The organism is Bradyrhizobium sp. WSM1417 (assembly GCF_000515415.1).
Lineage (GTDB): Bacteria > Pseudomonadota > Alphaproteobacteria > Rhizobiales > Xanthobacteraceae > Bradyrhizobium.
On the sequence record NZ_KI911783.1, the window covers coordinates 3,163,035 to 3,177,273 of the forward strand.

The following is a 14,239-nucleotide window of genomic DNA, read 5'->3' on the forward strand; positions in this document are numbered from 1 at the left end:
TCACCTGCTCGGGCCTAGTTCGCCATGATGTTGTCGACGTCGGCTTCCGCGCCGCCATTGATGATGCCGCCGCAGGCCGCGATCAGCGGCTTGACCCAGTGGGCGGCCTGCTCGGCGAGGCGAACGCGGGTCGTGTCCTTCTCGACCTCGCGCATGGCCGAGCCGACCGCCGTCAGGATCGAGGTCATGGTGTCGGTGAGGTGGTCGAACTGGGCGCGCACGTTCGGGTCGGCTTTTTCATAGGCCTCGATCGCCAGATCCCGGGCTTTGAAATTCGAGGCCGTGAAATGCTCGGCATAGGACAGCGGCGACCAGGTCAGAAAATCTTCCGCGCATTCCGGCATGTCCGGGACCATTTCCAGCAGCATCACGGCTTCATTGAAATGGTTGAGATAGTCGGTGGCAAGCCCGGTCCGCGGGTTGATGTTGGCCACGCGCAGCCGCTCGGCCCAGGCCGCGGCCTCGGGCGCCGTCTGTCCATGCATTCGCGCCGGCTGGGAGACCGTTGAGCTCATCTGCCGCAGTGTTAACGTTCGGGGTTAAAAGGACCTGAACGGACCCTATATAGGCCCTCGAGGATGTGTGGACGCTTCGTCATAACTTCGGCCCCCGCGGCTTTGCGGCAACTGTTCGGCTACATTGAGCAGCCGAATTTCCCGCCCCGGTTCAACGTGGCCCCGACACAACCGATTCCGGTCGTGCTGGCCGAGAATGGCGCGCGCCATTTTCGGCTGATGCGCTGGGGACTGCTGCCGGGCTGGGTCAAGGATCCCCGCGGGTTTACGCTCCTGATCAATGCCCGTTCCGAGACGGTGCTGGAGAAGCCGGCCTTCAAACGCGCGATTCGCCGGCGGCGCGGCCTGATTCCGGCTGACGGCTATTACGAATGGAAGACGAAGGATGGCCGCAAGCAGCCCTTCTTCATCCATCGCGCCGACGGCGCGCCGCTCGGCTTTGCTGCGTTGTTCGAGACCTGGGTAGGGCCAAACGGCGAGGAGCTCGACACGGTCGCGATCGTCACGGCGGCCGCAGGCGAGGATCTCGCCACGCTGCATGACCGCGTGCCCGTCACCATCAGCCCGCGCGATTTCGAGCGCTGGCTCGACAGCCGCAGCGATGACGTCGATGCCGTGTTGCCGCTGATGACCGCCCCGCGCATCGGCGAATTCGCCTGGCACCCGGTCTCCACCCGGGTCAACCGCGTCGCCAATGACGACGACCAGTTGCTCCTTCCGATCAGCGCGGAGGAGATGGAGGCGGAGGCGCCGAGGAAGAAGGTGGCGCGGAAAGCGGCGGCCGGGTCGGCGGATGACGGGCAGGGATCGTTGTTCTAGGCGGCTTCGCCCTTAAACAATCTCCCTCGCCCTCAACGCCGCGATCTCGGCCGCGTCAAATCCCAGATCGCCCAGCACCGCGTCCGTATCCGCACCGAGCTCCGGCGCCATCCGGTCGAGCCTGCCGCCGCCATGCGCGAGCTTGAATCCGCTGCCGGCGAAACGAAGCCGCCCATAGGGCGTATCGAGCTCCTGGATCGCGCCGCGCGCCTTGATCTGCGGATGGTCGATCACTTCCTCGACTTTCCAGATGCTGGCGCAGGGCGCGCCGGCATCTTCCAGAATGGTCTCCCATTCGCGCGCAGGCCTGGCCGCGAGCGCCTCTTCGATGATGGCGCGCAGCGCCGGCTCGTTCTCGTTGCGCGCGAACCAGTCGGCAAAGCGCGGGTCGCCGAGCGTATCCTCGCGGCCGAGCGCAGACATCAGCGCGCGATATTGCTTCTCGTTGTTGACAGCGAGCAGGATGTGACCGTCGCCGCATCTGAACAAATTCGCCGTGGTCCTGCGGCTGACGGCCTGATTGCCCGACAGCTGCTGGCGATGGCCGGCGACCGACCAGTCCGCGATCTGCCCCGACAGAAACGCCATCGTCGCCTCCAGCATGGAGACGTCAATGAGCTGGCCCTTGCCGGTGCGATCGCGCTGGTACAGCGCGCTCGACACGCCGAACGCAGCGGTCGCGCCCGACAGCACGTCGCACACTGCAAAGCCCGCACGCGTCGGGCCGGTTTCGGGATGACCCGTGATCGCCATGATGCCGGACAGCGCCTGCATCTTGCCGTCATAGCCGGGGCGCAGCCGGTCCGGACCGGTCTGGCCGAAGCCTGATACCGCGCAGTAGATCAGCTTCGGATTGATCGCCGACAGCGCCTCATAGCCGATGCCGAGCTTGTCCATCACGCCGGGGCGGAAATTCTCCATGACCACGTCGACCTGCGCGGCGAGCTTCTTCACGATCGCGATCGCGTCGGGCTTTTGCAGATCGAGCGTCAGGCTGCGCTTGTTGCCGTTGATGGCCTGGAACGCCGGCGCGAGACCGCGGTCGGCCCATTCGCGCGACAGTGGCGTGCGGCGCATGTCCTCGCCCTCGCGCCGCTCGACCTTGATGACGTCGGCGCCCAGGAGCGCGAGCTGGTAGCTCGCATAGGGGCCGGCCAGCACTTGCGTGAAGTCCAGAATCTTCACGCCCTCGAACGGTCGCGTCACGTCGCTCTCCCTTTTTGTTGTGGTTGTCGGAGGACGTCAGGCGGCGCGATTGCCGCGCGCGATCTCCTTCTGCTTGTCGAATTCCGCGCGGCGGCGCGCCAGCTCTTCAGGCGAGAGCTGCGCGACGTTGTTGTAGTCGAGCTTCCAGGAGGCGTCCTCGCTCCAGCGCAGCGGCGACTGCATCGTGGTCTGCGGGCCGCTCGCGGTCTCCAGCAGCCTGAGGGCCAGCTCGAGCGTCTGTGCCTGCGAGGTGAGGTCGTGCGGCTTGCCGGCGGAATTGCCGAGCGGGAAATCCGAGAACAGGAAGCGCGGCACGGCGGCGTGCTCGATGATGTCCTTGGCGCAGCCCATGATCACGGTCGGAATGCCGTTCGCCTCGAGATGCCGCGCCACCAGGGCCGTGGTCTGGTGGCAGACCGGGCAGTTCGGCACCAGCACGGCGACATCGACCTTGTCGGCAACGCAGCGCGCTAGAATCTCCGGCGCGTCGGTGTCGAGCGTGACGCGATGGCTGCGGTTGGTCGGCGCGCCGAAGAAGCGCGGGGCCACCTCGCCGATGCGCTCCGCAGCGCTCGCCTTCAAGAGTTGCGGCAGCGGAAACCAGGTGCCGTTGTCGGTGGCCGTGGTGTGCTTGCGGTCGTAGCCGATATGCGAGATGCGAAGGTCGTGCTGGTTCGCCGTGTCGCCGTCATAGACCTGGTAGAATTTTGCGCCGCCATTATATGCCGCACCCGGTCCCTGATCGCCCTTGGTGGGGTCGTATGGCGCGGCCGTCGTGATGATGGTGACGCGTGATTGCGACAGCGGCTTCTTCAGCGGCTGGAACGGCGCCTCGGTGTAATGGGCCCAGCGATACGCGGTGGTGTAGCCGATCGCGGCGTAATAGTCCCGCGTGCGCTGCATATAGGGGACGGGAGCGTCGTAGTCGGGCGCAAAGCCGAATTCGTCGTCGCGCGAAGCGGACATGGGCGCGTCTCCTGGTTCTTGTTGGCGACAGACTAGAGATAGTCGGGGGTGAGCTCAAGAGTAAGCAAGTTCACCGAAACACATGCAGCGCCACGTGCTGCAGCAGCATGATCGCCTTGGCGTCGATGATGCGGCCGTCCGCGATCATCGCCAGCGCTTTGTCGATGCCGAGCTCCAGCACCTCGATGTCCTCGCCTTCGTGCTCGAGGCCGCCGCCGTCGCTGACCTGCATCTCCGGCTCGTACTCGGCGATGAAGAAATGCAGCTTCTCGGTGATGGCGCCGGGGCTCATGAACGCCTCGAACACCTTGTGAACGTGGTGCAGGCGATAGCCGGTTTCTTCCTCCGCTTCGGCGCGGATGCGTATTTCGGGCGAGGCGTCGTCCAGCACGCCGGCGGCCGCCTCGATCAGGAGATCGTCGTAACCGCGGATGAAGGCCGGCAGGCGGAATTGCTTCACCAGGATCACCGTACGGCGCGCCAGATTATACGGCAGCACGGCGGCGGCGTTGTCGCGCTCATAGGTCTCGCGATGCTGCGTCTGCCATTGGCCATTGGCGCGCCGGTACTCGAACGTCGTAGTCTTCAGGGGAGTCCAGCCGTCCGAGAGCACGCGGACGTCCTTGATGCGGACGCGGTCGGAAATCGTCATGCTTCGATCTCAATTGCTTGGCGTTGTGGTGCGGCCGTCGAGCCATTTCTGGAACATCACCGAGGTCGATTCCTCGAAACCCAGCGACTGGTAGAACGCATTGGCCTGCTCATTCCCGCGCCGGACCAGCAGCTGGAGCTTCAAAATTCCAGCCTGGCGCAGCCAGTTTTCGGCCGCGGCCATGATGACGCGGCCGTAGCCGCGCTTCTGGCTATTCGGATCGACCGCGACGTAATAGACCCAACCGCGATGGCCGTCATGGCCGACCATCACGGTGGCGACGATGGCGCCGCCGTCGCGGCCGAGCAAGATGGTGGAATTATCGCGCCGCCGCGCCAGCGCGATGTCGGCATGCGGATCGTTCCACGGCCGCGTCAGCCCGCAGCGCTGCCACAGCGCCACCACGGACTCGACATCGGACTCGGTGATCGCGTCGATCCTGAGTGCACTCACAGCACTTTTCCCGGGTTCATGATTCCAAGCGGATCGAGCATCGCCTTGAGCTGTCGCATCAGCTCGATTGCGGTCTTGTCCTTCACGTCGGGCAGCTCGTCGCGCTTGAGCACGCCGATGCCGTGCTCGGCCGAGATCGAGCCGCCCATGCGCAACACGATGGCGAACACCACCGCGTTCATCTCGTGCCAGCGCGCCAGATAGTCCGCGGTGTTGGCGCCGATCGGCTGGCTGACATTGTAGTGCAGATTGCCGTCGCCGAGATGGCCGAACGGCACCGGCCGCGCGCCGGGGATCAGCTTCACCACGGCTTCATTGGCCTCGGCGATGAAGGCGGGCACGGTGGCGACCGGCACGGAGATGTCGTGCTTGATCGAGCCGCCCTCCGGCTTCTGCGCCGACGACATTTCGTCGCGCAGCTTCCAGAAGCCGGCGCGCTGGGTCAGATTGGCCGCGATCACCGCGTCGTCGACGATCTCGTCCTCCATGGCGCGGCCGAGGATTGTCTCCAGCGGCGTGCGGGCGTCGTCGCCTGGCGACGACAATTCCATCAGCACGTACCAGGCATGCTTTTGCGCGAGCGGATCGCGCACGTCGATGCCGTGGCGGATCGAGAAATCGACCGCCATCTGCGACAGCAGCTCGAAGCTCGTCAGCGCATTGGCGGCCTCGCTTTGCGCGATCGCCAGCAGTTTCAGCGCGGCGTCCGGCGACTTCAGCCCGACGAAGGCGGTCTCGATCGAGCGCGGCTTCGGAAACAGCTTCAGCGTCGCCGCGGTGATGATGCCGAGCGTACCTTCCGCGCCGATGAAGAGGTTGTGCAGATTGTAGCCGGTGTTGTCCTTCTTCAGCTTCGACAGCACGTTGAGCACGCGCCCGTCGGCCAGCACCACTTCCAGCCCCAGCGCCATCTCGCGCGCGACGCCATAGGCGAGCGCGGCCGTGCCGCCGGCATTGGTGGAGAGATTGCCGCCGATCGTGCAGCTCCCTTCCGCGCCCAGCGAAAGCGGAAACAGCCGGTCCACTTCGGCGGCCTTCTGCTGCGCGATCTGCAGCACCACGCCGGCCTCGCAGGTCATGGTGTTCGACGCAGTATCGACCTCGCGGATCTTGTCGAGCCGCCGCAGCGACACTACCACCTCGCCATTGTGCGGGGTCTGGCCGCCGACCAGCCCGGTGTTGCCGCCCTGTGGCACCAGCGCGATCTTGTGCTCCGAAGCGAGCTTGCAGATCGCGGCGACTTCGGCGGTCGAGCCGGGGCGCAGCACCAGCGGCGAGCGGCCGTGGAACAGATTGCGCTCCTCGGTGACATAGGCCTCGATGTCGGCCGCATCGGTAATGGCGTGCCTCTCGCCGACGATCTTCCGGAATTGGTCGATCAGCTCGGGCGCAAGCGGAGGGGTGGCGGAATGATTGACGTTCATTGTCGTGTCTCTTGCTTCGCTCTTATCGCGCGACCGCCGCCCGGCGCAGCCGGTCGTTGATCGCTTCGCCCAGATCCTGTTCGGGGATCGCCATCACCGCGATCGCCCGCGGGCTCCCGGCATCGAGGGCGCGAAGATAGCCGAACAGATTGGCGGCGGCTTCATCGAGATCGCCGCTGGGCGACAAATTCATGACCGCGGTGGCGGCCTCCAGTCCGGGCAGGCGCGCGGGGCCGAACGCCAGCAGCGCTTCGCCGGGCGCGATATCCTGCGCATTGAGCCGCACATTGGCGCGCGGCGCGTAATGCGAGGCCAGCATGCCCGGCGCCAGCGGCTGGCTGTCGTCGATGTCGGTCTCTGCGGGCAGACGCGCCAGCGGTGCACCGAGTACGGCCTCGATCCGCTCGCGTGACAGCCCGCCGGGCCGCAGCAGCATCGGCGCCGCAAAGCAGCCGACGATGGTCGATTCGACGCCGACCGTAACCGGCCCGCCATCGACGATCAGGTCGATCCGCCCCGCAAGGTCGCCCTCGACATGGGCGGCCAGCGTCGGAGAGACGTGGCCGGAGAGGTTGGCGGACGGCGCCACCACAGCCCCGCCAAAGGCGCGCAGGATCGCCTGCGCCACCGGATGGGCCGGAATGCGGATCGCGACCGTGTCGAGGCCCGCGGTCGCAAGCTCGGCCACCGGGCAGTTTTCCGTCTTCGGCACCACCAGCGTCAGCGGCCCCGGCCAGAACGCCTCCGCGAGGCGCAAGGCGCAGGCGTCGAATCGCCCGATCCGCCGCGCGGCCGCGAGGTCGGCGACATGCGCGATCAGCGGATTGAACGACGGTCGCCCCTTGGCGGCGTAAAGATGGGCGATCGCGCTGGCATTTCCGGCATCCGCCCCGAGCCCATAGACCGTCTCGGTCGGGAACGCGACCAGCCCGCCGGCGGCCAATGTCCGGGCGGCGGCTTCCGCGCCGGCCTCGCCGGCCGGTAAAATCAGCGTTTCAAGACCCGTTTTCACAGGGATAAGATTCCTCAGCTCGGCCGCTTGCGGTGCGCCAAACCCGACGCTATAAGCCGGCCTCTTGTCGGAGTGTGGCTCAGCCCGGTAGAGCACTGCGTTCGGGACGCAGGGGTCGCAGGTTCGAATCCTGCCACTCCGACCATTCTTCCAAAAGTCGACGTTTTTCTAGAGGCTCGGCGGACCGGCCGCCGGGGCCTCGGAAGCGCCTTATTGCAACGAATTAGGGCGCAGGTCCACGGCCGATTTGGGTCGGCAGGCGGCCTGCCGCAGCGGCACGGCTTCTGATTTGCCGGCATCGATGGTCCGGCGTTCTGCTGTAGGTCAGCCCCCGGCGAGCCGATCAAAGTGCCAAGCAAGGATCGACACGAGGCTTTCGAACGATGCCCGGCGAATGCCGCGTTCATGCAATTCGATGGAACTCTCGTGCATATCCGTTATGTCTGCGCGTGCCGTTAAATTCCAGAAGAATGCTCCATGGCTGGTCGCGAACTCATCGATCGCTCAGTTGTTCTCGCCGAGTACACTGCTGTGCAGGTGGATGTAGACGAATGGGCGGACATTCACCGCCCCGCTGTTTACAGAGGTACGTTTGGTTCTTCGGAAGTGGAGCACTTTCTGTATCTCGGATCGGATATCAACCGTCACACATACTTGCTTGGAAAGTTCGGCTTTCGGGCGCCTGTCGCAGAGAGCTTTTCGTTGGCAGCACTGTCGAAATACGGACATCCTAATTTTCGAGTTTGGCTGGCATCCCAAAATAACCATATCGGATGCATGATGAATTTTAGCTTGGAACGCGTGAATATTGCGACCAAGCAACTTAATTCACGCGTCCCTGTTTCCGCTGATATCGGAAGACGAACCGAATACATCGCGAATCAACTGTCCGATTTGCTACCGGCCATTCGGGAGATCACGACACTTCCAAGATTTCTTGAGGTCTTAGCTGCCGATACTGAGCCTTGGCCTTGGTTCGCCGCAAATCCTATCATTCGGGCTGCTCAAATTGTTGCTGTCGGATCCCATTTGAAGATTTCGCCAGAAGCCCTCCGCGAGATGCTCATGACCTACCGTCCGCTCATCTGTAAGAACCTGCAAGTTCCGGATCTAGATTCTTTTTTGTTCGGGCTGATCACTGACTTGCACGAGATGATCGCTATGACGGCCCTGACCCGGGCTGATCTCTTCCAGGCGGCACTGGACACCGCCTGCCAAGCAAAAACCTTCGACTACAGCTCTCGGATTTTAGTGCTGCGCTCCGTCGATCCCTGCGCGGAGATAACCCGTTGTCAGCCCGCCATTCCAGCGGCTAGATGAGTGCATAGTCGGTTGCGCACGCGATCCGCGCAATCGGCCAATAACAAAAAACAGGGCAGGAAATCATGAACGAGAAAATCATCGCGCTCGTTGCAGCTTTTGGCTTCACTGCTTGCGGATCGGCATGGGCCGCGTGGCCGGAGGACAAGCCAATCGAAGTCGTCGTCGGCTTTGCGCCCGGCGGCGGTACCGATGTCATGGCTCGCAAGCTTCTTCCCTTCGTCGAGCGCGCGCTGGGCGGCAAGGCGAAGTTTGTCGTCCTGAACAAGCCTGGGGCCGGTGGAGAGATCGCGTTTGCCTCGATCGCGCGCGCGGCGCCCGACGCCTATTCGATCGGCGTCGTCAACGTCCCGGGCTACAACTTTCTGCCGATGACGCGCAAAACCCAATACACCACGGACGAAATTCGGCTGGTCGCGCGGCTGGTCGAGGATCCGAACGTAGTCGTAGTGCCCGCGGACAGCAGGTTCAACAATCTGCCGGACGTCATTGCCGCACTACGCGGCAAGCCGGGCTCGGTGACGTTTGGACACAATGGTGCTGGCACGAACGGTCATCTGGCCATTCGCATGCTCGCCGCAGCCGCGAAGGTGGAGCCCAACGAAATCTCCTACAGGGGAACGGCCGCACAGAGGACCGATCTGCTCGGCGGGCATCTGGAAGTCGGGATGGTCAGTCTCAGCGAGATTCCCGAATTACATGGCAGCAACAAGGGCCCGCTGCGCGTCATCGCGATCCTGTCGAAGAAGCGCTTTGCATCGCTGCCCGATGTGCCGACCGCAGAGGAGGTGGGCTTTCCGGTCACGTCGACGGCAGAGCGCGGTTTCGCGGTCCCGAAGGGCGTGCCGGATGACATCGTCAAGAAGCTGGAAGCCGGGATTGCCGCAGGCCTGCGTAATCCAGAGTACCTGACAGGCTCGCCCGGCGACGAGCCGGTGATCTCCTTCATGCCTGGGAATGCGTGGCAAAAACGCCTCGACGACATGTCCGAGGCGTTGCGTCCTTACGCCGAGGCCATGCGCGAGAACGAGCAGAAGTAATTAGCTGCTATCGCCGGCCGTTGTCGGGCGATCTACCGCCGCGCCACCAGCACGCCGATCATGAACGCAATCATCAGCGCGGGCAGCGGCGCCTCACGCACCATGCCGCGTACGACGTGGGACCAATGTTGCTCCGGGACGAGTTTCGGAGACCTGATCTCGGGCGCTGGCTTGATGCCCCATTCCGAGGCGAGTTCGGCGATCTCGCTTGAGGCGAGCCGCACGCCGTCGCGGACGCGGAAGATGGCGGCGTCCGCGCGCTCGCGCGGTGCCAGCAACATCATCGTCGTGACGGCCGTACGCAGGGTCATCTCGCCGTAGCCTTGCAGCCTGACCGATTCCTCGGGGTCGGATGTCATCGCAAATACCTCACAGCGCCAAATGCCTTACCACGCGAAGTGGCGCGCGATGGTGAACGCCATCGTCGCGCACAGGACCAGCGTGGATACCGCGCCGGCCACGCCGCGCGCGAGATCGGTCCGCGTCAGGTGCCTGGTCATGATTCTGCTCCATGCTCGGCATGGCAATGGCGGGGAGGCGACGTTGGTTCCTGCCGCGACGGGCGAACGCCGGCTATTTCCGCAGCAGCTCGCTCAGCGCCGCCGTCGCCTCGGCGCAGCGGATGTCGTCGATCTCGCGCGACAGGCTGAGTGCGCTCGATCTGAGCTCTTCGACTTTCCAGCTCTCGGGGTGCTGGGTCTCGAGTTGAGCAAGCCGCTTGTTCAGATCGTCCAATCTGGTTTGCAATTGTTCGACGCTGGCGGCCCCATTCACCACCCAGACTCTTTGCGCACGCATCGTCGTTCCCCTGCTCGTCTCACGGCGTTGTGAGAGGGGTTCGTGGCCGCAATGGGAGTTTCTTTTGTCCGGCTTCAGACGGACGGGAACCGTTGCAGATCGGCAACGCGAGTTCCTTCGCGCTGACCGGCCATCGCGCGTATCAGGCCGCGCGCGGCCACTCGGTCGATTGCTTTTCAAGCCGGCTTTCGAGAATGGCGATGCTCACCCGAATATTGTCGCGCCGGGCCCGCAGGTTCTGCGCGAGCATGGGGTAGGCGACGTTCTGGGGATCGGAGATTCCGGCTTTCCGTTCTTCCTCCAGAATGTCGGCGTCGATCATTCGCATGCGCCAGCGCAGATCGGAGATCAATGCGTGGAGCTGGGTTGGCATGGTCGCTTCGAAACGGGACGTCGGGTGCATGATCGCCTCACGATGAAACAGACCCACTGCGGGTCTGAGGGATTTGACTGCCGTCCAGCAAGCAGAATGCCAGTGACCGGCTGATCTCCCGCAATTGCGCGACGGCGCACCGGAACGATTGCCACTCTTTCCCGTTGCTGCAGGGGCCTCGACAACGAGGCGATCGAGGGACCCATGCCGCTCATCCGCTATTTCGTCTTCACCGGCGGCGCTCTGCTCGCCGTCCTGTACCTTGCTGATTACTACATGGCTGGTCCCGTGAGCGCCGCTGCCGAAACCGGGCCGGACCTCTCGATCGTCCGAATTCATTCTGCGCAGACATGGCCGGAGAAGATCGTCTTCGACACCAACGTGCGACAGATTCCGTTGACCAAAACTGTGGCGTCATCGACACCGGACGCGGCGGCGCCGGCCGCGCCGGAAGGTGCGCGCCAGGCATTTGCGATGGCGGCGCAGCCCGCCGCGGAGAAGGCTTCGGACTCCAAGGCTTTGGAGTCCAAGGCCGCGGAGCCCAGGCAGGCCAAGGCGGCCGCTCCGAACAAGCGCGTTGCGGAGCGGCATCGTCGCCGCCAGCCGTCGCGCATGGCGGAACGCGGTCAGTTCTTCAACGAGCCCGTCGCCGCAGAATGGTGAGCGGCGCTCCGTGAGGGTGTTTTCGCGCGACCTGGATGCGGTCAATCGCAATTCATCCTCGGCGCTTCCCACGTGACGATCGGGCTGCCTCTCGGTTGGGCACCCGTGCCGGACAGCGAGGCTGTGCGCGCGACGCATCGCACGATAGTCTCTGCCGCGACCTGACCCGGGAAGCAGAAGAGGGAAAGATTCGTGGCGAGATTTGTGACGATCGCGGCTGGCCAGCTTGGCCCTGTCGCGCGGACCGAGGCGAGAACCGCCGTCGTGGCGCGCCTGATGGCCTTGATGCGCCAGGCGCACGCCAACGGCTGTGACCTGATCGTCTACCCCGAGCTGGCGCTGACCACGTTCTTTCCGCGCTGGTATTTCGAGGACCAGGCGGAGATCGACAGCTTCTTCGAGCGCGAGATGCCGGGGCCGGAGACGAGAGGCCTGTTCGATCTCGCGCGCGAGATCGGCATCGGATTTTACCTTGGCTATGCCGAGCTGACGGTCGAGGCCGGAATTGTCCGGCGCTACAACACCTCCATCCTGATCGAGAAGAGCGGCGCCATCGTCGCCAGATATCGCAAGGTTCATCTGCCGGGGCATGCCGAGCACGAGCCCTGGCGCGAATTCCAGCATCTGGAAAAGCGCTATTTCGAGCCCGGCGATGGCTTTGGCGTGACCGAGGCCTTTGGCGGCGTGATGGGGATGGCGATCTGCAATGATCGCCGCTGGAGCGAGACCTACCGGGTGATGGGCCTGCAGGGCGTCGAGATGGTGATGATCGGCTACAACACGCCGGTGCACAATCCGCCCGCACCCGAGCATGACGATCTCTCGCTGTTCCACAATCATCTGGTGATGCAGGCCGGCGCCTACCAGAACGGCACGTTCGTCGTCGGCGTCGCCAAGGCGGGTGTGGAGGAGGGCGTCGACCACATCGGCGGAAGCTGCATCATCGCGACCTCGGGCGAGATCATCGCGCGATGTACGACCAAGGGCGACGAGATCGCGCTCGCTCGCTGCGATCTCGATCTCTGCAACTCCTACAAGCGCACCACGTTCAATTTCGACGTTCACCGTCAGCCGCAGGCCTACGGCATGATTGTCGAACGGAAGGGCGTGACACTCATGGCGGACGGAACGCCGGTGCCGCCGAAGCGGTGATGCTTCTTTCTCTGTCGGCACACCCACCGCTGTCGTCCCGGCCTGGTGCGCAATTGCGCACCAGGCCGGGACGACGGTCGAGCTTGTGACTTGATGCCGAGCGCCTCACTGCCCGACGGGCAAAACACCTGCAGGGCTGTCAATCCGTCTGCGCGAATATATTCCACTTTACCGAAATTCGGAATTGGCGTATGTGTCGCCCATCCCGGCTCATCCTTGAGGGGCGATCTTGTGGTCGTCACGTTCGCGAGCCGGGCTTGCGGTGGACGCGGCAGCGTTCGGGTGCGAGAGGCCAAGGGCAGGGCGGATTGCTCTCCGTGAGCCCAAAACTTCGTGCCGACGAGCGGCGCTGCTAGGCTTCGTCTCGTCTGTAGGTTTCCGGCTCCGTCGACAGGGCTGGAAAAACTGCGGCGAAATGGCGGGCCGTGCGTACGGCAAAATCGTGTGGTCCTGGCCGTCGTTGCTACGGTCAAGCTCTTGCGGATGCGGCATCTGCGTCAACCGGCGCAGTGTCGGCGACTTCTGTGAGAGTGAGGGAGGCCAAAAGGAACTCGGCTCCCGGGAGAGCACGGCATAAGCCGTCCAACCATCGCGCAGGGAAGGCCGAGTGATTGGCTACACCTGTATGCTGCTGTGCGGTTTCCTTGCGCTACATCTTCGCGCAGCGGACCGCGGGTGCCAGCCGGCACCCGGCTTTCCCTGCGCCCTCTTGGAATAGAGGGTGGAGTGAACGAAGCAAAGCTCGGGCGAAACGCGCCGCGAGGATGCGAAGCTGTGTCTGCGGCTACACACTCCCTGTCATCGCCCGGCTTGACCGGGCGAACCAGTATTCCGAGACAGTTATGATTGAACCGAGAAGCCGCGGCGTACTGGATTCCCCGCTTTCGCGGGGAATGACAGTGGTGCTGGGAGGACGAAGCCGTCACCTCATACTCCGTCATTGCGAGCGCAGCGAAGCAATCCAGTCTGCCGCCGCGGAGGGATTCTTGCTTCCGCCTTCGCTAAAGCTTCGGCGGACAAGTCGCTGCGCTCGCAATGACGATCTAGAGAGAATGTCCGCCAAACTCCTCCCTGGGGTCATGGGTCCTGGCCTTCGCCAGGACGACGCCGGAGTTGGTGGCCATCAGTCTGACCCACCGCCCCAATCACAACCAAGTGTCTTTATTCGGAAACAATCATTCCCTATTATCCCGCAATGCAAAAAGCCGCCCGCAAATCCCAACCCCTTGCCCGTCCGCCCGGCCGTCCCCGCGAGTTCGACATGGACATTGCCCTCGACAGGGCCGTGCGCGTGTTTTCCGAGCGCGGTTATCATGCGACCTCGATCGGCGATCTCACCGCGGCGATGCGGCTGGCGACCGGCAGCGTCTACAAGGCGTTCCGCGACAAGCATGCGGTGTTTCTCGCCGCCTTCGAGCGCTACGTCGCTCTGCGCCAGGAGCAGACGCGTAGCGCCGCGGCGAAAGGCGCCAATGGCCGCGAGCGGCTGCGCAACCTGCTGCTGTCCTACGTAGAGCATTCCCAGGGCAGCGAGGGGCGGCGCGGCTGTCTCGTGGTCGGCAGCGCAGTCGAGTTGTGCGCGGTCGATCCGGTGGTGGCCGCCCTCGTCAGCGCGCGGCTCGAGACCAACGAAGGCTTCATCGCTGGCCTCATTCGCGAGGGGCAGGCCGACGGCTCTATACCCCGCCATGTGGCCGCCGACGACACCGCGCGGCTGATGATCTGCATCACGCAGGGTCTGCGCGTCGTCGGCAAGGCGCGCCTTTCGCTCGACGCCAAGCGCCTGGTCGCCGTCGCGATGAAGCTGCTCGCCTGAATTTTTTGTCATATTAGGAAGCAAGCGTTT

Annotated in this window: 16 protein-coding genes and 1 tRNA gene; 7 read left to right on the forward strand and 10 right to left on the reverse strand. The window is 64.1% G+C overall.

Annotated elements, in window-relative coordinates:
• Positions 1-14 precede the first annotated feature (14 nt).
• Positions 15-515: a hypothetical protein gene (locus BRA1417_RS0115225; protein ID WP_027516476.1), complete on the reverse strand. Its 501-nt coding sequence runs from the start codon at positions 513-515 to the stop codon at positions 15-17.
• A gap of 63 nt (positions 516-578) precedes the next feature.
• Here BRA1417_RS0115225 and BRA1417_RS0115230 point away from each other — a divergent pair, with 63 nt between their 5' ends.
• Positions 579-1,334, forward strand: a complete 756-nt coding sequence (locus BRA1417_RS0115230) for an SOS response-associated peptidase (RefSeq protein ID WP_027516477.1) — start codon at positions 579-581, stop codon at positions 1,332-1,334.
• 12 nt (positions 1,335-1,346) lie between these two features.
• On the opposite strand, the gene BRA1417_RS0115235 is transcribed toward BRA1417_RS0115230, so the two are convergent.
• From BRA1417_RS0115235 to BRA1417_RS0115260, 6 genes are all read right to left on the reverse strand, one after another.
• Positions 1,347-2,540 carry a CaiB/BaiF CoA-transferase family protein gene (locus tag BRA1417_RS0115235; RefSeq protein ID WP_027516478.1) on the reverse strand — a complete coding sequence of 398 codons (1,194 nt, stop codon included), beginning with the start codon at positions 2,538-2,540 and terminating at the stop codon, positions 1,347-1,349.
• Between the two features lie 36 nt (positions 2,541-2,576).
• Entirely contained in the window at positions 2,577-3,506 is a 930-nt protein-coding gene (locus BRA1417_RS0115240) for a glycine reductase (RefSeq protein ID WP_027516479.1), read from the reverse strand.
• Between the two features lie 70 nt (positions 3,507-3,576).
• Positions 3,577-4,158, reverse strand: coding sequence for a GDP-mannose pyrophosphatase (locus tag BRA1417_RS0115245; RefSeq protein ID WP_027516480.1), 582 nt, complete (start codon positions 4,156-4,158; stop codon positions 3,577-3,579).
• Between the two features lie 9 nt (positions 4,159-4,167).
• On the reverse strand, positions 4,168-4,611 hold the full coding sequence (locus BRA1417_RS0115250) for a GNAT family acetyltransferase (RefSeq protein WP_027516481.1): 444 nt from the start codon (positions 4,609-4,611) through the stop codon (positions 4,168-4,170).
• Entirely contained in the window at positions 4,608-6,035 is a 1,428-nt protein-coding gene (locus tag BRA1417_RS0115255; RefSeq protein ID WP_027516482.1) for an FAD-binding oxidoreductase, read from the reverse strand. The genes BRA1417_RS0115250 and BRA1417_RS0115255 overlap by 4 nt, the downstream gene beginning before the upstream one ends.
• 22 nt (positions 6,036-6,057) lie before the next feature.
• The gene (locus tag BRA1417_RS0115260; RefSeq protein ID WP_027516483.1) at positions 6,058-7,047 is read right to left on the reverse strand and encodes an L-threonylcarbamoyladenylate synthase; all 990 of its coding nucleotides are present in this window, start codon (positions 7,045-7,047) and stop codon (positions 6,058-6,060) included.
• Between the two features lie 68 nt (positions 7,048-7,115).
• On the opposite strand from BRA1417_RS0115260, the gene BRA1417_RS0115265 reads away from it, so the two are divergent.
• The 3 genes from BRA1417_RS0115265 to BRA1417_RS0115280 all read left to right on the forward strand — a co-directional run bounded on the left by BRA1417_RS0115265 (position 7,116) and on the right by BRA1417_RS0115280 (position 9,407).
• A tRNA-Pro gene (locus BRA1417_RS0115265) sits at positions 7,116-7,192 on the forward strand.
• 332 nt (positions 7,193-7,524) lie between these two features.
• Positions 7,525-8,367, forward strand: a complete 843-nt coding sequence (locus tag BRA1417_RS0115275) for a hypothetical protein (protein WP_027516484.1) — start codon at positions 7,525-7,527, stop codon at positions 8,365-8,367.
• 65 nt (positions 8,368-8,432) lie between these two features.
• A complete protein-coding gene (locus BRA1417_RS0115280) occupies positions 8,433-9,407 on the forward strand; it encodes a tripartite tricarboxylate transporter substrate binding protein (RefSeq protein ID WP_027516485.1) in 975 nt (324 codons plus the stop codon).
• Between the two features lie 32 nt (positions 9,408-9,439).
• Here BRA1417_RS0115280 and BRA1417_RS0115285 read toward each other — a convergent pair whose 3' ends face one another.
• The 3 genes from BRA1417_RS0115285 to BRA1417_RS0115300 form a co-directional block, all read right to left on the reverse strand.
• Positions 9,440-9,766, reverse strand: a complete 327-nt coding sequence (locus tag BRA1417_RS0115285; protein ID WP_027516486.1) for a hypothetical protein — start codon at positions 9,764-9,766, stop codon at positions 9,440-9,442.
• Positions 9,767-9,980: 214 nt separating this feature from the next.
• Positions 9,981-10,205, reverse strand: coding sequence for a hypothetical protein (locus tag BRA1417_RS0115295; protein WP_027516487.1), 225 nt, complete (start codon positions 10,203-10,205; stop codon positions 9,981-9,983).
• Between the two features lie 142 nt (positions 10,206-10,347).
• Positions 10,348-10,608: a hypothetical protein gene (locus tag BRA1417_RS0115300; RefSeq protein ID WP_027516488.1), complete on the reverse strand. Its 261-nt coding sequence runs from the start codon at positions 10,606-10,608 to the stop codon at positions 10,348-10,350.
• Between the two features lie 174 nt (positions 10,609-10,782).
• Between BRA1417_RS0115300 and BRA1417_RS0115305 the strand changes: the two genes are divergently transcribed.
• The 3 genes from BRA1417_RS0115305 (at position 10,783) to BRA1417_RS0115315 (ending at position 14,209) form a co-directional block, all read left to right on the forward strand.
• Positions 10,783-11,241 (forward strand): hypothetical protein, encoded by a 459-nt coding sequence (locus BRA1417_RS0115305; protein WP_027516489.1) that lies wholly within the window; start codon positions 10,783-10,785, stop codon positions 11,239-11,241.
• Between the two features lie 192 nt (positions 11,242-11,433).
• Positions 11,434-12,393, forward strand: a complete 960-nt coding sequence (locus BRA1417_RS0115310) for an N-carbamoyl-D-amino-acid hydrolase (RefSeq protein WP_027516490.1) — start codon at positions 11,434-11,436, stop codon at positions 12,391-12,393.
• Between the two features lie 1,195 nt (positions 12,394-13,588).
• A complete protein-coding gene (locus tag BRA1417_RS0115315) occupies positions 13,589-14,209 on the forward strand; it encodes a TetR/AcrR family transcriptional regulator (RefSeq protein ID WP_035968551.1) in 621 nt (206 codons plus the stop codon).
• Positions 14,210-14,239: the final 30 nt, after the last annotated feature.